Origin of the sequence: Mucilaginibacter sp., from assembly GCF_025359345.1 — a bacterium.
Taxonomy (GTDB): Bacteria; Bacteroidota; Bacteroidia; order Sphingobacteriales; family Sphingobacteriaceae; genus Mucilaginibacter.
The window spans coordinates 1-25,885 of record NZ_JANYGQ010000033.1 but is presented as its reverse complement, the minus strand read 5'-3'; the positions used below and the strand labels follow the sequence as shown (position 1 = coordinate 25,885).

The following is a 25,885-nucleotide window of genomic DNA, read 5'->3' as shown; positions in this document are numbered from 1 at the left end:
TCGAAATTACCAATAAAAAGCCGTTTTGTAATTTTCAAACTAATTCCCAATGAATTATTGAACCACTGAACTATCGAACAAATTCCTAAAAACTTCAGTAGTTTTGCCGGATGATTTTCGACCGGAAAAACCTGAATAATGGCCAATTAATTGAGTTTTATAAAAAATTGCTTTGGCCGCGCCTTGTTGAGGAGAAAATGCTCATCCTATTAAGGCAGGGACGTATTGGCAAATGGTTTTCGGGCATTGGGCAGGAAGCTATTGCCGTTGGCAGCACCCTGGCCATGACAGCCGACGAATACATATTGCCCATGCACCGCAACCTGGGTGTTTTTACTACCCGCGATATCCCGTTGTCGCGCTTAATGGCGCAATGGCAGGGCAAAGCTTCGGGCTTTACCAAGGGCCGTGACCGTTCTTTTCATTTCGGCACACAGGAATATAAAATCATTGGAATGATATCGCACCTGGGGCCGCAGCTGGCCCTGGCGGACGGCATTGGGTTGGCGGATGTACTCAGCAAACGTAAAAAGGCAACCCTGGTGTTTACCGGCGAAGGCGCCACCAGCGAGGGCGATTTCCACGAGGCTTTGAATATTGCCGCCGTTTGGAAACTGCCCGTTATATTTTTGATCGAGAACAACGGCTACGGACTGTCGACACCGATAAGTGAACAGTACAATTGCAAATATTTGGTTGATAAAGCCATAGGATATGGCATGGAAGGCCGCCGTATTGATGGCAATAACCTGCTTGAGGTTTACCATACCGTGAGCGAAATTGCCGCCAATATGCGCGAAAAACCGCGGCCTGTTTTGCTGGAATGCATGACCTTCAGGATGCGGGGGCACGAGGAAGCATCGGGCACCAAATATGTGCCTCAACAGCTGTTTGATATCTGGAAAGAAAAAGATCCGTTACAGAACTTTGAAAGATATCTACTGAGCGAAGGCGTGCTGAAACCCGAATGGATTCCGCAAATGAAGGCTGAATTTGTGACCCAGATTGAAACGGAAATTGAAAAAGTTTTCAGTGAACCGGATATAATAGCTCACGTTGAAACAGAAGTAAGGGATATGTACAAACAGTACAACATTCCAACTTTCCAACCTTCAAACAACAAAATCCCCAAACGCTATATCGATGCCATTAGCGATGGGTTGCGACAAAGTATGCGCAAATACCCAAACCTGGTAATTATGGGTCAGGATATTGCCGAGTACGGCGGCGCATTTAAAATCACCCAGGGGTTTGTGGAAGAGTTCGGTCGCGGGCGGGTGCGAAATACACCCATTTGCGAGTCGGGCGTGGTTGGGGCTGCTATGGGGCTGGCCATAAATGGCTACAAGGCTGTTATGGAAATGCAGTTTGCCGATTTTGCGACAGTAGGCTTTAACCAGATTATAAATAATCTGGCCAAAACGCATTACCGCTGGGAACAAGCGGTTGATGTAGTTATCCGCATGCCGGCAGGCGCGGGTACCGGCGCTGGACCTTTCCACTCGCAAAGTAACGAGGCCTGGTTTACCAAAACGCCTGGGCTGAAGGTGGTTTACCCGGCTTTCCCCGATGATGCCAAAGGCTTACTGATGGCTGCTATTGACGACCCCAATCCGGTAATGTATTTTGAGCATAAATACCTGTACCGCAGCAATACCGGCAATGTGCCCGAGGGTGATTATTATGTTGAGATTGGCAAAGCAAAAGTTATTCAGGAAGGGAGCATCGCCAGCATAATCACCTACGGACTTGGCGTTCATTGGGCTATTGAATATGCAGCCAAACACCCGGATTTATCTGTAGAGATAATTGACCTGCGCAGCCTGCAGCCATGGGACAAAGAAGTGGTTGAAGCAAGCGCCAGAAAAACCGGCCGGGTATTAATTTTAACGGAGGATACCCTAACCAGCGGCTTCGGCGGCGAAATTGCGGCACATTTGGCGGAGCATTGCTTTAAATACCTGGACGCCCCGATAATGCGCTGCGCCAGTTTGGATACCGCTATCCCGATGAATAAAGCTTTGGAGGAACAATTTTTGGCGAAGGCGAGATTGGAGGAAACGATGGAGAAGCTGCTGAATTATTAACGGCACTAATTCTTACGAATTGGATCAAATTTCACGAATCATGACTTGGGTAAAATCTGAAGCTGAGGCCCTTGTTGGTGTTGTCACCAACAAGTACGATGACCATTGTGACATGTAAAATGCCACCTGAAAGTAACCGGCGCGTTGCACATCACAAAGTAATGGGGTTGTTGGTGACAACACCAACAACGGCGGAAATCGTTCCATTTTCATACGCGGAACACCCGGAACGCTATGAAACACACTGATTATCAGTAATTTTATTTTTGATCGCCGGTTAAATTCGTGAAATTCGCCTTAATTCGTGAAAATTCGTGTCCATTCAATTCGTGAAATCCGTGTTCATTCTTTTCGTTAAATTTTGTTAAACTTTCTGCCCTTTATCCATCATATCAACAATAATAACAGATAAACTTTTACCTTTAGGCTAAGGTTTCTTATTTTCGCGAAATAAGTTTGGTGAAAAGGCTTGTGATAGAGGGTATAATGCAGTTATTTATATCTCACGTCTCAAATCTCACATCTCAAATCTAATCTCAACATGGAAGAATTTGAAGCAAGCGCATCGGCAAAAAAAACAAAAACGATATACATATCTACCGTTTTTGGCATTGCTATGGTGTTGTCGATGATAGGGTTATTGGGTTTGATTTTGGTTGAGGCCAACAACCTGAGCCGCTATGTAAAGGAAAACATAGTGCTGAATATTTTTGTGGATGACGCCGCGCACGAAACCGACGTGCTGCAGCTGCAAAAACAAATTGAAGGCAGCGTAATGGTAAAACAAACCCAGTACGTGAGCAAAGAGCTGGCTGCACGCAACCTGCAAAAAGATTTGGGCGAAGATTTTGTGAAGTTTTTGGGTTATAACCCTCTGTCACAATCGCTGGATGTTTACCTGAAGGCCCAGTATGCCAACAATGCCGATATTGAAAAATTCAAAGCCGAGCTGCTTAAAAACCCATTGGTAAAAGAGGTGAAATACCAAAAATCGCTGGTGGACCAGATGAACGAAAACATTACTACCATCAGCCTCATTATCCTGGTGTTTGCCGGAATATTTGTGGTGTTGTCGGTAGCTTTAATAAACAACACCATCAGGCTGGCTATCTATTCGCAAAGATTTTTAATAAAATCGATGCAGTTGGTTGGCGCAACCAAAGGGTTTATCCGCAAGCCGTTTATGCTTTATGGCATATGGCATGGCTTGTTGGGCGGACTGATTGCCATATTAATCCTGATTGGCACCTTGTCCCTGGCCTATAAAGAAATCCCCGACCTGATAATCCTCAGAAATTATACAGAGTTTGGGTTAATATTTGTAGCGATATTAGGTCTCGGGGTGTTTATATCGGGCTTCAGTACCTTTTTGGCAGTAAACAAGTTTTTACGTTTAAAAATATATAATTTGTATAGATAAGGTTGATTTCGGATGTCAGAATTTCGACGTCGGATTTTGAACTTTGCCAATCACTAATTCACTAACTCACTAATTAAAACATTGTCCCAATCATGGCACAACAAATAACAAAACCGGCTACACCGGTTAAAACCAGCGCCGCTGCAAAACCACTTGCTAAACAGACAGATGCACGCCCTGTAAGCTTTGTATTTGGCAAAGAAAATTACCGCTTATTTATCATCAGCATTGCTATCGTTGCGTTTGGTTTCTTCTTAATGTCAGGCTCTACTGATATTTACGGCACTACAAAAATTGTTATAGCACCCCTGGTTGTACTGGGCGGCTTTGCAGTTGGCTTTTTTGCGATATTTAAGAAAGCCGTTAAAGTTGATTGAGTTCACTAAGTTTAATGGTTGATTAAGTTAGTCGACCTGGAAACTGAATCAACTTAATCTAACTCAATCAACTTAATACACCAATCTACCCCACCATGAACATTATCCATGTCATCATCCTTGCCATAATTGAAGGGATAACAGAGTTTTTGCCCGTATCGTCAACCGGGCACATGATCATCGCCTCGTCGGTGATGGACATTGCTTCCGACCCATTCGTAAAGCTATTTACCATTGCCATACAGCTTGGCGCCATCCTTTCGGTTGTTGTGCTGTATTATAAAAGGTTTTTCAAATCGTTGAACTTTTACTACAAGCTCTTTGTGGCCTTTATACCGGCTGCAATATTCGGCGTTCTGTTCAGTAAGAAAATTGACAACTTGCTGGAAAGTGCTTTAACAGTGGGTATCACCATGTTTTTGGGCGGGATAATCTTGTTATTTGTCGATAAATGGTTTAACAAACCAACTGTAACCGAAGAAAAGGATATCAGCTATGGCACTGCCCTCAAAATTGGTTTTTTTCAATGCCTGGCCATGATTCCGGGTACCTCGCGCTCTGCTGCAACCATCGTGGGCGGTATGTCGCAAAAACTAACACGCACTGCCGCTGCCGAGTTTTCGTTCTTTTTGGCTGTGCCAACCATGTTTGCAGCAACCGCCAAAAAACTCTGGGATTTTCATAAAGAAGGCCACGTTTTTACGGGCGAAGAAATTAAATTTTTGGCGATAGGTAATATTATTGCGTTTGTAATCGCCATGCTGGCTATTAAAACCTTTATTACCTTTTTAGAGAAACGCGGCTTTAAACTTTTCGGCTGGTACCGTATTGTGCTGGGTGCTATAATTATCGGTTTGATACTAAGCGGGCACGATTTAAAAACGATCTAATAACATTTTAAAAATCCTGTCATTGCGAGCGCAGCGTGGCAACCGCACGCCGTGCATACCGCTATGCAGGTTTCATACCTTTCTATCCGCTCTGTATAGTTCGCGATTGCCGCGCTCGTTCCTCGCTTGCAATGAAAAAAATGACATTTGTTTAGTATAGAAGATGGTCATACGGATACCTCGCGGTATGTATCGCTTTTACCTCTTCGTACAACAGTGCCCGAAACTCATCTATATTTTCCTTTTTTGTAGCTGATATAAATATTGCCGGGCTGTTGTTTTTAGCCATCCAGCTATTTTTAAAATCGTGCAGCGTTAAAGGGCCTTCGGTATCTTCTATTTGGTGAATTTCTGGCTGAAAGGCGTCGATCTTATTAAAAACAGTAATTACTTTTTTGTCGATAGCACCAATATCTTTTAAAGTTTCGTTTACTGTGCGTATCTGATCCTCAAAATTATGGTGCGATATATCAACTACATGTACCAAAATATCTGCTTCGCGAACTTCATCCAATGTCGACTTAAAACACTCAACCAGTTGGTGGGGCAGTTTGCGGATAAACCCAACCGTATCTGATAACAGGAAAGGCACGTTTTCAATCACCACCTTGCGCACCGTGGTATCCAGCGTGGCAAACAGCTTATTCTCAGCAAACACTTCCGATTTGGAAATCATGTTCATGATGGTCGACTTGCCCACGTTAGTATAACCCACTAATGCCACGCGTATCATCTGCGTACGGTTTTTGCGCTGGGTTTCGTTTTGCTTATCTATCAGCTTTAACCTGTCTTTTAACAGCGATATTTTATTGAGGATTAAACGCCTGTCTGTTTCAATTTGCGACTCACCCGGACCGCGCATACCAATACCACCCTTCTGGCGCTCAAGGTGCGTCCATAGGCGGGTCAGGCGGGGTAACAGGTATTGCAATTGCGCAAGTTCTACTTGCGCTTTAGCTTGTGCCGTTTGGGCACGATTTGCGAAAATATCCAGTATCAGGTTATTACGGTCGAGGATTTTTACCTGTAGTTCGTTTTCAATATTACGCAGTTGAGATGGGGTAAGTTCATCGTCGAACACCACCATGTCAATCTCTTCTTCAATTACAAAGGCCTTGATGTCTTCCAGCCTGCCCGAGCCAACATAGGTTTTCCTATCAGGCTGCGACAGCTTTTGGTTAAAACGTTTTACGGTTTCGGCCCCGGCCGTTGCAACAAGAAACTCCAGTTCGTCTAAATATTCCTTTCCCTGCTCGTCGGTTTCGTGTGCCGTTAGTACGCCCACCAGCACTGCCCGTTCCTGCTTCACAGCAGTATCATAAAATTTTTGCTTCATTAGGTAAATGATTTAACAATCCCGATGCCAATATAGTAAAATGGCAGGTATTCAGACTTTTTTGCAGAAGAATACGGCAATTTCACTTCACAAGGCTCGCGTCAGCGACGCTACGGATACGGTAAAGCCGAAAATAGTGTGCCTTTAATCGCTCACCACACCATCAGGCAATCACTAATTTGCTTATATGTGCAACAAATAACCGTTATTCGCTATTTATATAAAAACATCCATTAATGAAAAACAACCTAAACTCTGCCGCATTTGCAATTTGGTTACTCATAGTATGTATCTCCGGGCAGCTTTTTGCCCAAAGGCCTGTCCGGATGGGCCCGGCATCTCCTGAAGAGATAACAAAAGCAAGGAAGTATGTTGTTGCCAATTTTGATAGCCTGAAAGCGCACAAAGCTTTTATATACGCGATGGGCCTGGGCACCACGCAAGTGGCAGATCAATACAGGGCGTGGATAAAGGAATACCCAAACAAGGTCGTCATTCCGTTGTCAATTGGTACAGCTTATTATAATGCTGAAATGCCGCAGGCAAGGGAGTTTTTGCTGAAAGTTGCCGACCTGGAGCCTAAAAATGCTAAAATATGGTCGATGCTTTCCGGGGATGCATTTACGCGGGGGCAGAAAGATCTGTCGACTGAATATAAAAGAAAGGCGATGCTTGCAGAGCCTTCAAATGCCAGTTATGCCCTGGAATATTTGACGTCTTTTGATGATGGCGATCCGGATGTATATAAGCAAAAAGCTTTTGACTTTATAAGGCGCTTCCCAGCGGACGAAAATGGCGCCTACGTGTTATACTGGTTAGCAGAAAGGGCTACAGATATTAATGACAAGATTAACTATTTCGAAGAGCTTCGGAAATTATATCCCCCGCAAAAATATAACTGGTCGGCCTCCGGAATGACAGGGTTAGCTGATGCCTATCTGCAAACAGACCCGGAAAAGGCATTGAAGTTAGCGAATGAAATGGATGGGAATGGAGATTGGAAACTTAGGAAACAAGTTGCTGAATCGCTAATACAGGTCAATAAATTGGAACAGACTCAAAACTATAGAGAGGCCGTTTCTACGCTGGATCGGGTAATACTTCCGAAGCTTAATCACCTTGACGACTTTATAACATTGAAGAAAGCTGTTTTGCGCGATAATGCCGGTGATGTTAAAGCCGCTTACGACAGCCTCGCTACAAAATTCGCCAAAACACCCACCGATCAAATTTATACAGCGCTTAACTTGTATGGCGGAAAAATGGGTAAAATTGAGCAGCAAGTTGTAAAAGACATTGAAACTATCAGGGCTAACACCGCGGTTGCCGCCTATCCGTTTGATTTGGGCCTTTATACCAGCACCGGGAAGCTAAATTTGAAAGATTTGAAGGGTAAAGTTGTATTACTTACATTCTGGTTTCCTGCTTGTAGCCCCTGCAGAGCTGAATTTCCGCACTTCCAGGCGGTGATTGATAAATTAAAAAATAAGGATGTGGTATATGTTGGGATCAACGTATTTCCTGAGCAAGACCCGTATGTGCTCCCCATTATGAAAAACACCAAATATTCATTTATTCCTTTACGCGGTACACGGGAGTTTGCCAAAAAAAGCTATGGTGTAGACAGTGAGCCCGAGAACTTCTTGATCGATAAAGACGGGAAGATCGTTTTTAAAGGTTTTCGTATTGACAACACCAATCACCGAACGTTGGAATTGATGATATCTTCATTATTGCATAACGATCAGCACGCTGGCAACTAATACTTTTACCAGGCCATAGGAGCGTTGTTGCAACATTCGAAAATGACCGGCTTTGCAGCTTGTGAGAACGGTTATTCTTTATTTTTTCGCCCCCGCCATATAATCCAACGTTAAATTACACAATGCCTTAACTCCAAGACTAAACCCGCTTTCATCGATAAAAAAATCAGGGGTATGATGCGCCGGGGCGGTAACAGGGTCGCCGCCTTTTGGAAGCCCCCCAAGATGGATAAATATTCCCGGCGCCTTTTGCTCGTAAAAGCTAAAGTCTTCGGCACCGGTTTCGGCATTGCGCAGGATAACATTATCCGCTCCTGCAGTGGCTTGCAATGTGGGCAACATCCGTGCAACCAATGCCGGGTCGTTATACGTTATCGGATAATGGTGCTCATATGGGATGGTGACCTCGGCGGTAGCCCCGGCGGCTTCGGCAGTTTTGGTTACAATGGTCTTTACTCTTTCAATGATCATTTTTTCATCATCGTCATTTAAAGTCCGCACAGTACCCAGCATTGTTACTGTCTCTGGAATAATGTTAGACCTGTTTCCGCCATTGATAGCGCCAATTGTAACGACCGCTCCATTACGCGTTATCTGCAGGTTACGGCTAACAATGGTTTGCAGGCTGTTGATGATCTGTGCCGAAACCACTATCGGGTCAACGCTCGACCATGGGTAAGCGCCATGTGCCGACCTGCCTTTTACCACTATCTTCATCGGGTTTACAGCTGCCATATCAGGGCCCGGCCGGTAGGATATCGTACCGGCAGGCTGGTACGATTGAATATGTAAGCCAAAAACGGCATCAACGTGCGGGTTTTCCATTACACCCTGCTTAACCATTTCCTCTGCTCCGCCCTTTTCTCCAGCCGGCAGTCCTTCTTCGGCGGGTTGAAAAATAAATTTCACGGTGCCATGCAACTCGCTTTTCATGGATGACAGAATTTCGGCAACCGTCATCAAAATTGCCATATGTGAGTCATGGCCGCAGGCATGCATCACGCCAACTTCGGCCCCGTTGTACATGGTTTTTATCTTTGATGCAAAAGGCACAGCGGTGCGTTCTGTTACCGGCAGCGCGTCCATATCGGCACGTAATGCCACAACCGGCCCGGGCTTACCACCTTTTAAAATTCCCACGACACCGGTATTTGCTACACCTGTTTGTACTTCAATCCCCAGCGATTGCAAATGTTTAGCTATAATACCCGCTGTGCGCACTTCTCGGTTACCCAACTCGGGATGCTCGTGAAAATCACGTCGCCAGGCTATGGTTTTGCTTAGCAGCGCATCGGCTTTTTTTGCCACAGCATCTTTATAAGGATTTACCTGTGCAATTGCCGGCAGGGAATAAGCGAAAAGAATGAACAGGTATAATTTTTTCATACAGAGGGATTTTCCTCTAATATAAAAAAAATGTCTGAACCGGGATTAAACAGATTTTTGGATTTAAGGATAAGGCAGGCAAGTAATTATGGCCACCTTTTATAAATCTCCTTTCGGTGTAGAAATCGAATAAGAATTATTTCGTTTGATTCGGTGTATTCAAGTCCAATGCGAAAATCACCCAAGCGGATTCGATACATGTTTTTGTACCCAACTATTTTTTTAAGCTTATTTATTGCCGAGATATCGGTGGCGGCCTGTATGTTATTTATTACCTCAACTATTGCGGCCTTTGTTTTCGCGTCATTGATTTTGCTTGTATCTTTTTGAAAGCTTTTATCGATCCTTACGATCATTTTAATGATTTCAAAAATTCATCAGTATCAACAAACTCTCCGGTTTTGCCTTCGGTAATGGCCTTAGCCATACCAAAATCTTCCAAATCATCCTTGGTGAGAAATTTGCCCTTGATCCCCATCTTTTCAGCAAGAGTAATCAATAGCTGAATATCTTTTTTTGATTTGCCCGATAATATTGCAGACTCCATATAGACAAATATACTAAATCAAGTTACAGAATTCCAATAATTCAAACCAACCTATAGCACCGTCTTTATCTTCAACTCATTCATTTGCGCTTCGGCAATGGTTGATGGGGTATCAATCATCACATCGCGGCCTGAATTATTTTTAGGGAAGGCTATTACGTCGCGAATTGAGTCCAATCCTGCAAAAATAGAGCACAACCTGTCGAAGCCGAAAGCTATACCACCATGCGGCGGTGCGCCATATTCAAAGGCATCCATTAAAAAGCCGAATTGTTTTTGCGCTTCTTCAGGCGAAAAGCCCAGGTGCTTGAACATTAATGATTGCAAGGCCCTGTCATGGATACGGATAGAGCCGCCACCAACTTCTGTGCCGTTAATAACCATATCGTATGCATTGGCGCGTACTTCGCCCGGTGCGGTGTCGAGCATCGCAATATCCTCTGGTTTTGGCGAGGTGAACGGGTGGTGCATGGCGTGGTAGCGGCCGGTTTCTTCGTCCCACTCCAACAGCGGGAAATCAAGTACCCAAAGGGCAGCAAACGTATTTTTATCGCGCAGGCCAAGGCGTGTACCCATTTCAAGGCGCAGTTCATTTAGTTGCTTGCGTACTTTGTCGGTTTGGCCGGCTAAAACCAGTATCAAGTCGCCCGGTTCAGCATCAAATGCAGCTGCCCAGTTGGTTAATTCGTCTTCGTTATAAAATTTATCTACTGATGACTTCAGTGTGCCATCGGTATTATAGCGGCAGTAAATCATGCCGGTTACGCCAATTTGCGGCCGTTTAAGCCATTCGGTAAGCTCGTCCAGTTGCTTGCGGGTATAGTCGGCACAGCCTTTTGCGTTGATACCTACAACCAGTTCGGCGTTATCGAAAACACCAAAACCTTTACCTTTAACCACGTCGTTCAGCTCTACAAACTCCATCCCGAAACGGATATCCGGTTTATCAGAACCATACAGGCGCATGGCATCAGCATATTGCATGCGTGGCACTTCGGGCAGATCATACCCTTTAACATTTTTAAATAAGTGACGGGTAAGGCCCTCGAATATATTTAAAATATCTTCCTGGGTGATGAACGCCATCTCGCAGTCAATCTGGGTAAATTCAGGCTGGCGGTCGGCGCGCAAATCCTCATCGCGGAAACATTTTACTATCTGGAAATAGCGGTCGAACCCGCTCACCATCAGCAACTGCTTAAAAGTTTGCGGCGACTGTGGCAAAGCATAAAACTCACCTGGGTTCATGCGGCTTGGCACGACAAAATCGCGTGCGCCTTCCGGGGTCGATTTAATTAATACCGGGGTTTCCACCTCGATAAAGTCAAGGCCGTCTAAATATTTACGGGTTTCCTGGGCCATTTTGTGGCGCAGCATCAGGTTGTTGCGTATAGGGTTACGGCGCAAATCCAGGTAGCGGTATTTGGCGCGCAGCTCTTCACCGCCGTCAGTTTCGTCCTCAATCATAAACGGCGGAATTTTAGCCGCGTTTAATATTTCGATATTGGTAACACCAATTTCAATATCGCCGGTGGCCATTTTGGGGTTTTTGCTGGTGCGCTCCAGTACCTTACCGGTAACTTTTATTACAAACTCGCGGCCAAGGCTGCGGCTCAATTCGCGCAGGGCATCATCACTATCGGTGTTAAAAACCAGCTGGGTTAAACCATAACGGTCGCGAACATCTATAAAAGTTGTTCCGCCAAGGTCGCGTGATTTTTGCACCCAACCGCATAAAGTAACCGTTTCACCTAAATTACTGATAGTTAATTCGCCGCAAGTGTGTGTTCTGAGCATAATTGTGTTTTTAAAAAGTCTGCAAAAGTAAGGGTTTTAGTCGGAAAGTCCGAAAGTCCGGAAGACCGAAAGTGCCTTAATAGTCAAAAAAATCAATAAATCTTCCCGTCTTTACTGACTTTCCCGACTTTCGGACTATATTTGCCAGATAATTCTCAAGGGGTGCCTTGCTTTGGTCGAGGAATATGCTGCAGCGTATTTCACCAAACTGAAAGACAGGCTGAGATCAAACCCGTTGTGAGGAGTTCAAGTCGTGAGACAAACGACTCCCCACATACACCTGATCCGGGTAATGCCGGCGTAGGGAGAGGTAACAAGTTAAGTGTACTGCGTAGTCGCCCTGATACGGAGATGGTTTAACTAATTTATTTATTAATCATTTTGAAAAATTTATTTGCGACGGTTATCGCCCTGCTGCTGCCTGTCATGGCCGCGGCCCAATTCTCCGTTTCGGGGAAAATCACCAACCAACAAACCGGCGAAGCACTGCCCGGCGCCACCATCGCGTTGGCAAACTCCACCGAAAAAACTATCGCTAATGCCAATGGCCGATACCACATCGATAACCTTAAAAACGGCAGTTATGCTTTAACGGTATCATTTATCGGCTATCAATCAAGCACAAAAAAAATCGAATTAACTACAAATGTTGTAAGTGATTTTGCATTGCAGCCGGCAACAACATTAACCGAAGAAGTTACCGTTAGCGCCACCCGGGCTTCGGCTACATCGCCTACGGCTTACACCAATTTAAAAAAGGAAGATATCGCCAAAAACAATTCCGGCCGCGGCTTTGAATACCTGTTGGAGCAAACACCGTCAACCGTAGTTACGTCAAACGCAGGTGCCGGTGTGGGTTATACCAGCATCCGCATCCGTGGTTCAGATGCTACGCGCATTAACGTAACCCTCAACGGCATCCCATTGAATGACGCCGAAGACCAGGGTGTTTATTTTGTGGATTTGCCAGATTTGGCCTCATCTGTTGATAATATACAGGTGCAGCGCGGCGTAGGTACATCCACCAATGGCGCGGGTGCTTTCGGGGCCAGCATTAATATACAAACCACTACCCGGCGCGATACAGCTTATACCGAACTGAATAGTTCGGCTGGTTCGTATGGTACGCTGAAAAACACCTTTAGCTTAGGCACAGGTTTGCTTGGCGGCAAGTTTAGTTTCGATGGCCGGGCATCAGAAATGACCTCTGACGGGTATATCGACCGCTCGGCATCAACCTTAAAATCCTTCTTTTTAAGCGGCGCCTACTATGGTAAAAAAAGCGTGCTGCGCCTCAACGTATTTAGTGGCTACGAGCGGACCCACCAGGCCTGGGACGGTGTGCCCGAGGATAGCGTTAAGTTCGGCAACCGCCGGTATAACGAGTTGGGGTATATTAATAGCAGCAATTCGTACTATAAAAACCAGGTTGATAATTATACTCAAAACTATTACCAGCTGCTTTACAACCAGCAATTGAGCGATAAACTCAGCTTTAGCGGTGCGTTGCATTATACCCGCGGCTACGGTTATTACGAGGAGTATAAGAACAGTGCATCGGTAGCTGATTATGGCTTAAAACCTGTAGTTATTGGCGGTGATACATTAGCCAGTACCGATTTAGTGCGGCGCTTATGGCTGAGTAATTATTTTTACGGCGCTACTTATAACTTTAATTATAAACCGCAGCAAAACTTTAACCTAACGCTTGGCGGCGCTTACAATGAATATAAAGGCGACCATTACAACAACATCGAGTGGACGCAGCAAAGTACCACCATTCCGCCTGACTATGAATACTCGCGCAATCATGCAAAAAAAACCGACTTTAACGTCTTCGGTCGGGCAGAGTACCGTGCAGGGAGTGTAATTTTATATGGCGATGTGCAATACCGCCACATCGGTTACTCGTTTTTGGGGTACGATCAGGATTTGAACAACGTGCAGCAGCAGGTTGGACTTAACTTTTTTAACCCAAAGGCAGGCATTACCTACGAGCTTAACCAGCACAGTAATATCTACGCATCAGTGGCCGTGGGCAACCATGAGCCTAACCGCAGCGATTTTGTAAATTCATCGCCACTAAGCAGACCGAAAGCCGAGCATTTAACAGATTTTGAAGCAGGTTACCGCATTAGCCAGCCAACTTTTGGTGGTGGCATCAACGGTTTTTATATGCTTTACAAAAACCAGTTGGTGCTAACCGGCGCATTGGATGATGTTGGCGAGGCTATCCGTACCAATATTAAGGATAGCTACCGCGCAGGTATCGAGGCAAACGCCTGGGTTAAGATCACGCAGCAGCTGGCCTGGTACGCCAATGCCTCCATCAGCCAGAATAAGGTAAAAAACTTCAGCCAGTTTTTGGCGAATTATGACACCGGCAATACCGACGAAACCCAGTATAAGAAATCAGATATAGCCTATTCACCCGGTTTTGTTGGCGCAAGCACCATCAGCTATCACCCGTTAAAAAATGCGGAAATTGCCTTCATCAGCAAATATGTAGCCCGCCAGTATTTGGATAATACCTCAACGCTGACCCGCTCCCTACCTGCCTATTTTGTGAACGATGTGCGCATTAATTACAACTTTAAAATGAAGGGCGTCAAAAATGTGGGCATAGGCTTGCTGGTCAACAATGTGTTCAGCAAAAAATATGTGTCGGACGGGGCAACTTATCCGGATATTGAAGGCGGTAAAACGGTAAACTATAATTACTTTTTCCCGCAGGCGCCGGTTAACTTTTTGGCTTCGCTGAATTTGAAATTTTAAAAAACGGTGTCACCCTGAGGTACTCGAAGGGTGAGCGCAGAGGCCTTTGCCCGCGTGCTTTCCTTCGAGAACCTCAAGACAGGCTTGTGCCTCAGCATGACATCCCTTTGATTTAATACGTCATTATGCACCACTGGATTCAACTTTTTTTAGAACAGGTACGCGAAACTACCGTGTGGGAATGGGCCGCTGTGCTTTTAGGTGTGGCAGAAGTGCTATTGGCGAAAGTAAATAATATATGGCTTTACCCCACCGGGATAGCCGGCACCTTTATCGGGATATATATTTTGCTGGTAGCCGGACTGTATGCCGAGTCGGCGCTGAATGTTTATTATTTGGTGATGAGCGTTTACGGCTGGTATTACTGGTTAAAAAAGCGTGGTGAGGCGCCTGTAAAAATCACATGGACAAACCGCAGGGAATGGATAATTACCTTGCTGATTGTATTTGCCGGCTGGGGCATACTGTATGTGATACTTAAAAACTTCACTACCTCGAATGTGCCGGTGTGGGATGCCTGGGTATCATCAACGGCCTGGGCAGGGATGTGGCTGCTGGCAAAACGTAAACTGGAAAACTGGATATTATTGAATATTTCCAACCTGTTTGCCATTCCGCTGCTATGGTATAAACACCTTATTATGTTTTCGGCGCTTACCTTGTTTTTATTTATCGTGGCCATTTTTGGCTATTTCGATTGGCTGGCTATTTTGAAAAAAGAAAAGGCCGCTGAAAAATCTTTATCAACCCAATAAAAATGAAAAACATTTTGCAACATCCTTCGGCATTTATTGATGCCGGGGATGTACATATAATTTGTGCCAACGCACCCGAAGCTGAGCAAATGGGTATGCTTCACCCCGAACAGATGGAGATAATTTACAAGCAAAAGTGGTTCAAGCTGCTGGTACCCGAGGTATACAATGGAAGGCAAGTTACTTTTCCCGAACTTGTACGCCTGCAGGAAGCCATTAGCTGGGCCGATGGCAGCACTGGCTGGGTAGTTACGCTTTGCAGCGGCGCTGGCTGGTTCGGCGGGTTCATCAATCCTGAAATTTCGCAACAAGTTTTTGACAATAAAACTGTTTGCCTTGCCGGCAGCGGCGCAGTTGGGGGCACTGCCGAAATCACACCTGGAGGATATATCGTAAACGGCACCTGGAAATATGCCAGCGGCGCACATCACGCCACGCACATCACTGCTAATTGCAGTATTATAAAAAACGGCGTTCCCGTTTTAACCGATAGCGGCGAACCATTGGTACTGCCGTTCATATTTGATAAAAAAGACGTAACCATACTGCCTGCCTGGAAATATGTAGGCATGGTAGCTACGGGCAGCGATTCGTTTGAAGTTAAGGATCTACAAGTCCCTTTTAACCGCCAATTTAAAATTGACGCGGCGGCGGCGGTAATTTCTGCCCCGCTATACCAATACCCTTTTTTGCAACTGGCTGAGGCTACGCTGGCTGTTAACTTATCCGGTATCGCTATCCATTTTACCGACCTTTGTGAAGATATTTTTGTCGAAAAAGCAAAACAACCAAGACTTACCGACGAGCAAAAGGTGTATTTGATGGATGAGTTGAGCCAGGCAAAAAGCGAACTTGATTTAATAAGGAGCGACTTTTTTGAAACGGTTGAACAATCGTGGGCGGCTATTCAAGCTGACGGCACGATCCCGCAGGATATCCTGTACCAGGTGAGTATTACCAGCAGGCAGCTTGCTCATTTTAGTCGCGAATGTGTTGACAGGCTTTATCCTTTGTGTGGTTTAACTGCCGCGAAGAGCGAAACCGGGATTAACCGTAGCTGGCGCGATTTGCACACTGCAAGCCAGCACGCACTACTCACATTCGACGCTTAATTTAAAATTGCCGTAACGCAAATATCACATGGAATTTTAATTGCATTGTTGATATTTGCCGTGCTTAACAATTTCTTAAACATGAGGATTAAATATTTACCCCTGTTAATATTCGCGCTGTCAGCCCTTTCTGTATCGGCACAGATAAAACACAAAAAAACCATGGTGATAAACCCCGCAGTTGGCCGCCCGCTGGCCTATGCGGATACACCCGTTTCAGCTGATATTCCCCGCCCTAAATTGGTAGTGGGTATAGTTGTGGACCAAATGCGTTGGGATTACCTTTATCGTTATTATAGCCGTTACACCAACAACGGTTTCAAGCGCCTGCTTAACCAGGGGTTTAGTTGCGAAAATACGCAAATTGACTACGTGCCAACCAATACCGGCCCGGGGCACAGTTGCATCTACACTGGCTCTGTACCAGCTATACACGGCATAGCAGGGAATGACTTCATTATACAGGCAACCGGCTTATCCATGTATTGTGCACAAGATACGTCAGTACGTACAGTGGGCAGCACATCAACTGCAGGCCAAATGTCGCCACGCAACCTGATGACAAACACTATTACCGATGAATTGCGACTGGCGACTAATTTTCGCTCAAAAGTTATTGGCATAGCGCTTAAAGACCGTGGCGGCATTTTCCCGGCAGGACACACCGCCAACGCGGCCTATTGGCTCGATGATGCGACCGGCAACTGGATAACCAGCACTTATTACATGAAAGACCTGCCAAAATGGGTAAAAGATTTTAATGATCAAAAACTCGCCGAAACTTATTTAAAAGCCGATTGGAACCCTGTATATCCGATTGATAGCTACATACAAAGCACAGCCGATACTACCAGTCGTTATGAGGGCGCTTTTAAAGGCACCACCTCGCCTACCCTGCCTGTAAAAACATCGGGCTTATATAAAAACAATTTGGGCTTGATACGATCAACCCCTTATGGTAATACCCTAACACTCGACATGGCTGTTGCAGCTATCAACAATGAAAATTTGGGACAAAATTCGGTCACTGATTTTTTGACGGTTAGTTTTTCGTCAACTGATTATGTAGGGCATCAATTTGGGCCAAACTCTGTTGAAATTGAGGATACTTATTTAAAGTTAGACCGGGATTTGAGTACATTCCTTAGTTATTTAGACGCCAAGGTAGGCGCAGGCAACTACACTGTTTTTTTAACCGCCGATCATGGCGCAGCGCATAACCCCACTTTTTTAACCGATCATAATATTCCCGCCGGCGTATGGGATGATGGCGTAGCTTTAAAAAACCTGAACCAGTATTTAGCGGCCAAGTATAAAATAGAGAACATGGTTATCAGCTTAACCAACTACCAGGTTAATTTTAACAACTATGTAGTTAAGTACGCAAAGCTGGATGAAAACACACTAATAAATGATTGCATTACGTTTTTAAAGGACGTGCCCGGCGTTGCGTATGTAATTAACCTTAAAGAGGCACAAACAGCAAACGTACCCGAAGAATTGCGTGCGCGTATTGTAAACGGTTACAGCGTTGAGCATAGTGGTGTGGTCCAGGTTATTTTAAAACCGGGATGGTATGCAAGCCGCAGCGCAACAGGCACCACCCACGGCACCTGGAACCCTTATGACACGCACATCCCGCTGGTGTTTATGGGCTGGGGAATACCGCACGGGCACCTGAACCGCGAAACGCACATGACAGATATCGCGGCAACAATAGCTGCGCTATTGCATATACAAGCACCAAACGGATGTATTGGTAAGCCGATACCGGAGGCGTTGAAGTAGAGAGGAAGTCGGGAAAGTCAGAAAAGTCCGGAAAGACGGAAAAGAATAAGAGTTAAACGGGGCATATATTTGTAAACTAAAAATATCTTCCGGACTTTCGGTCTTTTCCGACTTTCCGGACTTTCTCATACATGAAAAAATACATTTCTAAGTTCCATTATTTAACGCAGGATTTGCGCAGCCGGAGCCACTTAAAGCAAGCTATTATTGCCTGCGAGGCCGGGGCAAACTGGTTACAATACCGCTGCTTAACCAAGCCGGATGATGAATTAATTGAAGAAATTAATGAGATTGCTGCGTATTGTGACGAATGGGGTACTACGCTTATATTAACCAACCATTATCACCTGCTTAATAAAGTAGATGCACAAGGTGTACATATTGAAGATTTTGATGCTGATTTAAAAGCCATCCGCAAAGCTATTGGCAATGATAAAACACTTGGGGCATCGGCAACTAATATAACCCGCCTGCGGGCTGTACAAAATACCGGCGTGGTTGATTACTGCGGATATGGTCCCTTTGCGCTTACCAACACCAAACCAAATAATAGCCCGCTTCTTGGTTTTGAAGGTTACCGCGAACTGGCGAAGCACCCTGAAATAAAAATACCGGTTATTGCCGTTGGAGGAATAAACATTGAAGACGTGGGGCCACTTTTAAAAACAGGGGTATATGGGGTAGCTGTTTCGGCGGCTATTAATATGGCTGCTGATGCGGGCAGAGCATTTAAGGAATTTCATAAGAAAATATATTAACACGATTTAAGGATTATATTTGATTAACATGATTTTAGGCAACTGATTCAACCCAATCAACAATTTAACTTAATCAACCAATCCATGTCTTCCCACCACATCGTTCGCGAAAAACAGGAGCCTGCACTGCTGGTGCTGGGGCTTGACGGCTTTGACGATGAACTGCTTGGGCAACTGCTGGAATGGAGCCCGACCGTAATTACCACGCCGCTAACTGCCGAAAAACTAAACTCGTACGGAATTAAAATCGACTGGATAATTGCTGATGGGATTGATGAGATTGAACAATCGGATGTAAAGCTGATGTCGGCGAATAACCACAACCTGGCCGAGGCAGCCTTAAAACACTTAACAGCGTATGAATATCCATCGGTAAATATCGTTACCGACGAGCTGAATTTAAGCGACTATGAGCCTTACGCCGCGCAAATAAACATCGTGGTTTTTAATAATGGTAAAAAGATATTCCCGGTAAGCCCGGGTTTTAGCAAATGGAAACCCGCCGGCGATATTGTTGAGATATTGGGTGACGTTAAAAACCTTGAAATCATCGGCCTTGAAAAACTTGGTGAAAATCGATACAAAACGGTAAAAGATGGCCTTTTCAGCCTTCGGTTTGATGCTCCGTTTTTATTTATTGCAGAGGAACTGTGATGGTGGATTTGTATGCCGGGTTTCAACCCGGCATACAATACGAGCCGATGCCTCTTTAAAAACGAGTACAGGCGAGCGATTCATATTACGCTGTCCAATACCCGGCGTACCAATGGTATTAAGTTTAGAGAACCCCAGCGGGGTTCAACGTCGGTAGAAAAATGGAATATTAATTTTAGCGTGCCGTCAGGTACGCCACCTCGCGAATGTTGCGTACCTGACGGCACGCTGATACATTTCAGAACCAATTTTCCTACCGACGTTTTGCACCTAAAGGCGCATTTAAAAACGAGCATTTGCACAATGTATCGTTTCTGCTAAAAACTACGTATATTTACATCAATAGCCCTATAATAACTCCCCGGTTAAAAGCTGTTTGTAATAATCCCGCTTCATTAAAAAACTGGCTTGTTTTTTGACTATTATTACAAAAAAATAATTTATTACCGATTAAACCGTTTAACAAAATTTTAGTCTATACTTTACATACCGGCCAAAACCGATATCAAAGATTTTCAAATAACAATATTTCATCATGAAAGCGATATATAAAAATGTTTTAAACACAGCTTTAGGCACACTGGTATGTGCGTTTTTAGCAATACCTGCAAGCGCCCAGCACAGGCCATCAACCAGTGGTGGTGGCGGTGGCGGGGGAGGCGGTGGTAGCAGCAGCAGCGGCTCATCATCAAGGCCTTCGGTTAGCAGCGCGCCGTCTTCGCCCCCTTCTTATAGCAGGGCGCCGCAGCAAAGTAGCAGCAATGTTGGCGTTTCGAGGCCATCGTCTGTTGCGCCAAGGCAATCATATAATAATGGCAGCAACAATGGCCAGCAGGGTTACGCCCGTCCAAATACTTCGCAGCGTGTAGGCGTTGCACCGCGCCCCGGTTATAACTATGGTCAGCGCCCTGCAGTTGGTGCACGTGGCAATTATGGTTATGCACCGCGTACTTACGATGCTACCCACAGACCTGCAACCGGTAACGGTTATACCTACCGCAGTTCTCCGCGTATTGGCTACGGCAATGGCGGTTACTGGGGTAATCATAATTACAACCATTACTACCATGGGTATTATAACTCATACTATCTGCCACGTCTTGGCTTTGCAATAGGCGAATTGCCTTACGGGTATTATCCATTTTACTATGGCGATTTCCAATACTACTACAGCGATGGTTTGTTTTATCAATATGACAACAGTCAATACACCGTAGTTGAGCCGCCAATTGGCGCCGAGGTAAAGGAATTACCTGAAAAAGCACAGTCGATTGTAATTAACGGTCAGCAATACTATGAGTTGAATGGCGTATACTATCAGCCCGTTACGAAAGACGATGGCACAGTAGTTTACCAGGTTGCAGGTAAAGATGGCGAGCTAAATACAGCGAGCGGCAACAACATACAGGACGACCAGCCGCAAGGCCCGCAAATGGGTGACATTGTAACCCAACTGCCTCCTGATTGCAGGAAGATAAAAGTTAACGGCGACAAGCTGTGGGTATCTCCGGATGGAGTTTACTATAAAGAGGAAGCCGATACCAATGGCAACAAGACTTATAAAGTTGTAGGCTTACCATCAGATGAGCAGCCCGATCAGCAAAACTAATTGTTGAATTAGATATAAAAAAGCCGCCCCTGATTTAGAGGGGCGGCTTTTTTATATAATTAAATGCGTTAGACGCAAAGTATTGCGTCTAACGCATTTAATATTTCGCAGGTGTACCCGGTTTTGGTACCGATTCAGAAATGAATTTCCGAAGATTTTCAGTAGCTACCGGGATATCGTCTTTACGAAGGTATAACATGTGCCCGCTTTGGTAACCTTCCCATTTCAGGCGGTCTTTAAGTTTGCCGCTTGGGTCAAGTTGCCACATGCTGTATTTGGCATTAAAATAGTCGCAGGCGCCATCATAATAGCCCGATTGGATCAACAGGTGCAGGTATGGGTTTTGCGCCATTGCCTGGCGCAGGTTTTCGCCAACGTGGTTGTTTTTATCATCCCACGGCCATACGCTGCCGAACATGTTGTATTTAATATCGGTTTTATAATTCAGCTCATTGCGCATGTAGATGTTGATGGCCGGTGTAAAAGAATGCAGCCACGACACCAACTCAGCGTTATAATCAGGACTGGTGCCGCTTGTTTGCCTGTCTATTCCCCTGTAACGCGAATCAAGGCGCCCTACGGTAAAGCCTTTGTCTCGCAGCAATTCTTTCCAGAACAACTCGTATGATACATCGAGGTTGTTGTCAATAATTACTTTTTCAGATATCCCTGTGTATTTTGCCATTTTGGCGGCCATGGCGGTGCGCTGGGCATCATCAATAAATCCGCCACGCGATAGTGCAGGTATCAGTTCGTTAATGGTAAAGCTTTCAACTTCGGGCAAAAATGCGGTGATATCTTTTTGCTGCAAATCGGCTGCAAGGGCCTTGTGGTACCAGGCTGTGGCAGCAAAATAAGGGATCTTAAGGGCCGCTTGTACAGGGCCGCTCCGCTCGATACCCAAATCAGTTGGCGATACTAAAACCACGCCATTCAGGTACATCCATTGTGCATCCTGCAATTCAAGGGCCAGGCCAGAGGCTCTTACTGTTCCGTAGCTTTCGCCAATCAAAAATTTAGGCGAAGCCCAGCGGTTTTTGCGGGTAACAAAAGTACTTATCCACTCGGCCAGGTATTTTACGTCTTCGTTAACGCCAAAAAATTTGGAGCCAGGTGTACCTTTGTCAACTATACGCGAGTAGCCGGTATTAACCGGGTCGAGGTAAACAATGTCGGCAATGTCCAATATCGAATTGGCGTTATCGCGCATGCCATATGGCTGAACGGGGTAGCCCTCATTGTCAATGTTAAGCAAACGCGGACCGGTATAACCTATTTCCATCCAAACCGATGGCGTACCGGGGCCACCGTTGAATGATATTACTAACGGACGGGTTGAGCGGTCGGTAACGTCGTCCCTTTCATAATAGGTATAAAATACACCTGCAACCGGGCGGCCATCTGCATCCCAAACGGGCATGCTACCGGCAGTTGCGGTATACGGCACTACTTTGCCTTTTATGGTTACCTGGTGCTTGGTAACCACGGCCGAATCGACATTTAAAATGCGACTTTTTGTAATTGGGTTAGTGTTTTTTGGTGGTGCTGCTTCCTGTGCGAAAGTTGTGGTGATTCCGCAGCAAAGGGCTGCAAAAGCAATGAATTGTTTTTTCATCTTTTGAATTGATAAGCGGTCGGGATGTCAGTTAATACTCGTTCTTTACTGCATTTGCTGGTAAAGTTTACAATACTACCTTTTTAATTGTGCTTTTGCAACGGGTTAAATACACTAAGCAGGTGGAGTTTTGTAAAAATACAATAGCGGAATGCCGTTATTTTGGGTTTTTATAACGGGAAACTAAACTTACCCATCAAAACATCCGGGTTATTACCAATGGCAATGGGCTCACCACACAAAGCCTCATTACCAAGCAGGGCAAAAAGGATAGCTTCTTTGGCATCCGGGTTTATACCCAGTTCGGCGGTATCCTTAACTACACTGGTTGGCAATTTCTTTTTAAGCTGATTGATAATGTAAGGGTTGCGTGCGCCACCGCCGCTGGTGAATATTTTGATATCATCAGCCTTGAAGGTTTGTTGGGTAAATTGAATTATCGATTGAGCGGTAAATTCGCTTAGGGTGCATACCAAGTCCTCGTTTGGGATGGATGTTGTGCTCGATTTTTGCTGTGCTTCATCTATATAAGCCATTCCAAATAACTCTGGGCCTGTTGTTTTCGGCGCAGCTTCACTAAAAAACAGGTGGCCAAGCAATGCGTTTAACAAAGGCTCATTTACATTGCCCGACAGGGCAATTTTCGAATCTTTATCGTAAGGTAGGTTATAGTATTTACGGCAAGCTGCATCTATCAATGTGTTACCAGGGCCAATATCAGTACACAAAACATTAGCATAATTTCCATCGGCGGGCAGCCAGGTCAGGTTGGCAATGCCGCCTATGTTAAGCAGTATGCGGTTCTCGCCGGGTTTGCTGCCCAAAAGGACATCGCCATATAAAGCCAGCGGTGCGCCTTCGCCGCCTGCTGCAATATGTTTTTGCCTGAAATCGCTTATGGTTAATACACCGGTTTTTACCGCGAGGTGGTCGCCGTCGCCAATTTGCAGGGTGGCGTTTGGATAATCTTTTAGCTGGTGAAGCCGTTTTGGCGCATGATAAATGGTTTGCCCGTGGCTGGCTATAAAGTCAATTTCGGTTGGGTTTATTTTCCATTCGGCAAGTGCCTCCAAAATCAGCTCACCATGAAAGCTGCCGATATAAGCGTTGAGCAAGCAAACCTTTTCGAGGCTGGCATCCTTTTTCGCGAAAACCTGCTGCACTTCCTTTTTAAAGCTATCGGCATAAGGGATAGTAGTAAAATTAACCAGCGAAAATTGGGTTTTCAGGCCATTACCGGTAAAACGGCACAAAGCAATATCCAACCCATCCAGCGAGGTGCCCGACATTAAGCCGATGCAGAGCTTCTCTTCATTTTGGGCGATGTTTACAAGCTTTTGCAGGTTGTTATTGAGGGCTAACATGGGGTTAAATTAGGTAAATATTTAAGCCTGCACAATAGTTAAATTATAATTCAACATTCCCGACATATCTGATATATTTGCTTAAACCAATATTTTAACGGATACAGTTAGTTTTTAGCACGGGGACATCCACGGTTACGGCTAACTACTTATGAACCCACACAACCAACCCAAAATGGCCCGATTAAATTTATTAGAAGAGACACGTTATGAGAAGCTGCCGGTAACGGTGTACGACAACCAGCAGGAAGCGTCGGTAGCGGTAGCACAGCGGATAGCAAAGCTGATCAAAAGCAAGACCGAAAAAGGTGAAAAAACAGTGCTTGGCCTTGCCACCGGCGTAACACCGATTAACGTTTATGCCGAACTTGTTCGCCTGCACCAGCAGGAAGGCCTGACCTTCAAAAACGTGATCACTTTTAATTTGGACGAGTACTACCCCATGCAGCCCAATGCCGCACAGAGCTATGTAACGTTCATGAACGAAAACCTGTTCAACCATGTTGATATCGATAAAAAGAATGTGCACATCCCCGATGGTACACTGGACCTGGATGCCGTTGCGGGTTTTTGCCTGGAATACGAAAAAAAGATAACCGCGCTGGGCGGACTGGATCTGCAGATACTGGGTATAGGCCGTACCGGCCATATCGGCTTCAACGAGCCGGGATCAGCGCCAAACTCGGGTACGCGATTGGTAACGCTTGATGACCTGACCCGTAATGATGCGTCAAGAGACTTCGGTGGGAAGCAGAATGTGCCGACCAAAGCCATTACCATGGGTATTGGCACCATCTTCAAAGCAAGGGAAATCATCCTGATGGCCTGGAGCCTGAAAAAAGCGCCGATCATCAAAAAAGCGGTAGAAGGCGAAATGTCGGGCGAGGTGCCGGCTACTTACCTGCAGCTATCGGATAATGTAGAGTTTGTTCTGGATGCACCGGCGGCAAGTTCATTAACAAGGTTCAATACCCCATGGCTGGTAAAAGACTGCGTTTGGGAAAACAGCCTGAAAAAGAAAGCCGTTATCTGGCTGGCCGATAACCTTGGCAAACCGATACTGAAACTTACCGAAGAAGACTACAATAACCACGGCATGGCCCAACTGGCCGTTGAACAGGGCCCGGTTTATAACATCAACATCGATATTTTTAACCAGCTGCAGCACACCATCACCGGCTGGCCGGGCGGCAAACCTGACGCGGACGACAGCCAACGACCGGAACGGGCAGAACCTGCAAGGAAACGTTCCATCATTTTTTCACCACACCCGGATGATGATGTGATCTCGATGGGTGGAACATTTATCAGGCTTGTTGACCAGGGGCATGATGTGCATGTAGCTTACCAGACATCGGGCAATACCGCTGTATGGGATGATGATGTATTGCGCTTTGTTGAATTTGCTATTGACTTTAACCAAAGCATAGGCGACGACAATACCAAATTGAAAAAAGTGTATGAAGACATGCGTGCCTTTATGCCCACCAAGAAACCAAACCAGATAGACACCCAGGAGATCAGGGATGTAAAAGGGTTTATCCGCAAAACGGAAGCCATCTCAGGTGCAAGGTATGCTGGGCTGGAAGACGACCATATCCACTTTATGGCCCTGCCGTTTTACGAAACCGGCAAAATAAAAAAGAATACCGCAGGCGAGAAAGACATCAAGCTAACCATCGAACTGCTCAACAAGGTAAAACCCCACCAGATATTTGCCGCCGGCGACTTTGCCGACCCGAACGGCACCCACCTGGTTTGTTTCAACATCATATTAGGTGCCTTGAAAGAACTGCAAAAAACAGAGGACTGGGTAAAAGACTGCTGGCTGTGGATGTACCGCGGTGCCTGG

20 protein-coding genes and 1 riboswitch are annotated in these 25,885 nt (G+C 45.4%); of the genes, 13 read left to right on the top strand and 7 right to left on the bottom strand.

Going from position 1 to position 25,885, the window contains the following annotated elements:
* Nucleotides 1-110 precede the first annotated feature (110 nt).
* The 4 genes from Q0R52_RS22660 (at nucleotide 111) to Q0R52_RS22645 (ending at nucleotide 4,774) form a co-directional block, all read left to right on the top strand.
* Nucleotides 111-2,087 (top strand): dehydrogenase E1 component subunit alpha/beta, encoded by a 1,977-nt coding sequence (locus Q0R52_RS22660; RefSeq protein ID WP_295798934.1) that lies wholly within the window; start codon nucleotides 111-113, stop codon nucleotides 2,085-2,087.
* Nucleotides 2,088-2,628: 541 nt separating this feature from the next.
* Nucleotides 2,629-3,507 (top strand): permease-like cell division protein FtsX, encoded by an 879-nt coding sequence (locus tag Q0R52_RS22655; protein ID WP_295798932.1) that lies wholly within the window; start codon nucleotides 2,629-2,631, stop codon nucleotides 3,505-3,507.
* A gap of 92 nt (nucleotides 3,508-3,599) precedes the next feature.
* On the top strand, nucleotides 3,600-3,884 hold the full coding sequence (locus Q0R52_RS22650; protein ID WP_295798929.1) for a DUF3098 domain-containing protein: 285 nt from the start codon (nucleotides 3,600-3,602) through the stop codon (nucleotides 3,882-3,884).
* Between the two features lie 95 nt (nucleotides 3,885-3,979).
* Entirely contained in the window at nucleotides 3,980-4,774 is a 795-nt protein-coding gene (locus tag Q0R52_RS22645) for an undecaprenyl-diphosphate phosphatase (RefSeq protein ID WP_252793654.1), read from the top strand.
* A 151-nt stretch (nucleotides 4,775-4,925) separates the two neighbouring features.
* Here the strand turns inward: Q0R52_RS22645 and hflX are convergent, their stop codons facing one another.
* Complete coding sequence (hflX, locus tag Q0R52_RS22640; protein ID WP_252793655.1) at nucleotides 4,926-6,110, bottom strand: GTPase HflX; 1,185 nt, start codon at nucleotides 6,108-6,110, stop codon at nucleotides 4,926-4,928.
* A gap of 236 nt (nucleotides 6,111-6,346) precedes the next feature.
* Between hflX and Q0R52_RS22635 the strand changes: the two genes are divergently transcribed.
* Nucleotides 6,347-7,873, top strand: a complete 1,527-nt coding sequence (locus tag Q0R52_RS22635; protein ID WP_295798922.1) for a redoxin domain-containing protein — start codon at nucleotides 6,347-6,349, stop codon at nucleotides 7,871-7,873.
* A gap of 78 nt (nucleotides 7,874-7,951) precedes the next feature.
* Here the strand turns inward: Q0R52_RS22635 and Q0R52_RS22630 are convergent, their stop codons facing one another.
* The 4 genes from Q0R52_RS22630 to aspS all read right to left on the bottom strand — a co-directional run bounded on the left by Q0R52_RS22630 (nucleotide 7,952) and on the right by aspS (nucleotide 11,603).
* Complete coding sequence (locus tag Q0R52_RS22630) at nucleotides 7,952-9,259, bottom strand: amidohydrolase (protein WP_295798917.1); 1,308 nt, start codon at nucleotides 9,257-9,259, stop codon at nucleotides 7,952-7,954.
* A gap of 86 nt (nucleotides 9,260-9,345) precedes the next feature.
* Nucleotides 9,346-9,615: a type II toxin-antitoxin system RelE/ParE family toxin gene (locus tag Q0R52_RS29385; RefSeq protein ID WP_366520936.1), complete on the bottom strand. Its 270-nt coding sequence runs from the start codon at nucleotides 9,613-9,615 to the stop codon at nucleotides 9,346-9,348.
* A complete protein-coding gene (locus Q0R52_RS22625) occupies nucleotides 9,612-9,806 on the bottom strand; it encodes a hypothetical protein (protein ID WP_295798916.1) in 195 nt (64 codons plus the stop codon). Before Q0R52_RS22625 ends, Q0R52_RS29385 begins: the two co-directional genes overlap by 4 nt.
* Before the next feature lie 51 nt (nucleotides 9,807-9,857).
* Nucleotides 9,858-11,603: an aspartate--tRNA ligase gene (gene aspS, locus Q0R52_RS22620; RefSeq protein WP_295798913.1), complete on the bottom strand. Its 1,746-nt coding sequence runs from the start codon at nucleotides 11,601-11,603 to the stop codon at nucleotides 9,858-9,860.
* A 148-nt stretch (nucleotides 11,604-11,751) separates the two neighbouring features.
* Nucleotides 11,752-11,928, top strand: a riboswitch (TPP riboswitch).
* A 56-nt stretch (nucleotides 11,929-11,984) separates the two neighbouring features.
* Here aspS and Q0R52_RS22615 point away from each other — a divergent pair.
* The 7 genes from Q0R52_RS22615 (at nucleotide 11,985) to Q0R52_RS22585 (ending at nucleotide 21,054) form a co-directional block, all read left to right on the top strand.
* Nucleotides 11,985-14,378 (top strand): TonB-dependent receptor, encoded by a 2,394-nt coding sequence (locus Q0R52_RS22615; protein WP_366520935.1) that lies wholly within the window; start codon nucleotides 11,985-11,987, stop codon nucleotides 14,376-14,378.
* Nucleotides 14,379-14,503: 125 nt separating this feature from the next.
* Nucleotides 14,504-15,133: a nicotinamide riboside transporter PnuC gene (gene pnuC, locus Q0R52_RS22610; protein ID WP_295798910.1), complete on the top strand. Its 630-nt coding sequence runs from the start codon at nucleotides 14,504-14,506 to the stop codon at nucleotides 15,131-15,133.
* Nucleotides 15,134-15,135: 2 nt separating this feature from the next.
* Nucleotides 15,136-16,245: an acyl-CoA dehydrogenase gene (locus tag Q0R52_RS22605; protein WP_295798907.1), complete on the top strand. Its 1,110-nt coding sequence runs from the start codon at nucleotides 15,136-15,138 to the stop codon at nucleotides 16,243-16,245.
* A gap of 81 nt (nucleotides 16,246-16,326) precedes the next feature.
* On the top strand, nucleotides 16,327-18,033 hold the full coding sequence (gene pafA / locus Q0R52_RS22600; RefSeq protein ID WP_295798904.1) for an alkaline phosphatase PafA: 1,707 nt from the start codon (nucleotides 16,327-16,329) through the stop codon (nucleotides 18,031-18,033).
* A gap of 131 nt (nucleotides 18,034-18,164) precedes the next feature.
* Complete coding sequence (locus tag Q0R52_RS22595) at nucleotides 18,165-18,791, top strand: thiamine phosphate synthase (protein ID WP_295798901.1); 627 nt, start codon at nucleotides 18,165-18,167, stop codon at nucleotides 18,789-18,791.
* Nucleotides 18,792-18,875: 84 nt separating this feature from the next.
* Nucleotides 18,876-19,445 carry a thiamine pyrophosphokinase gene (locus Q0R52_RS22590; RefSeq protein ID WP_295798896.1) on the top strand — a complete coding sequence of 190 codons (570 nt, stop codon included), beginning with the start codon at nucleotides 18,876-18,878 and terminating at the stop codon, nucleotides 19,443-19,445.
* A 535-nt stretch (nucleotides 19,446-19,980) separates the two neighbouring features.
* Nucleotides 19,981-21,054: a DUF6515 family protein gene (locus Q0R52_RS22585; RefSeq protein ID WP_295798893.1), complete on the top strand. Its 1,074-nt coding sequence runs from the start codon at nucleotides 19,981-19,983 to the stop codon at nucleotides 21,052-21,054.
* A 97-nt stretch (nucleotides 21,055-21,151) separates the two neighbouring features.
* Here Q0R52_RS22585 and Q0R52_RS22580 read toward each other — a convergent pair whose 3' ends face one another.
* Complete coding sequence (locus Q0R52_RS22580) at nucleotides 21,152-22,669, bottom strand: carboxypeptidase (RefSeq protein WP_295798891.1); 1,518 nt, start codon at nucleotides 22,667-22,669, stop codon at nucleotides 21,152-21,154.
* Nucleotides 22,670-22,839: 170 nt separating this feature from the next.
* On the bottom strand, nucleotides 22,840-24,033 hold the full coding sequence (locus Q0R52_RS22575; RefSeq protein ID WP_295798888.1) for an anhydro-N-acetylmuramic acid kinase: 1,194 nt from the start codon (nucleotides 24,031-24,033) through the stop codon (nucleotides 22,840-22,842).
* 175 nt (nucleotides 24,034-24,208) lie between these two features.
* Between Q0R52_RS22575 and nagB the strand changes: the two genes are divergently transcribed.
* Nucleotides 24,209-25,885: glucosamine-6-phosphate deaminase (gene nagB, locus Q0R52_RS22570; protein ID WP_295798885.1), on the top strand; the 1,677-nt coding region annotated here is incomplete at its 3' end.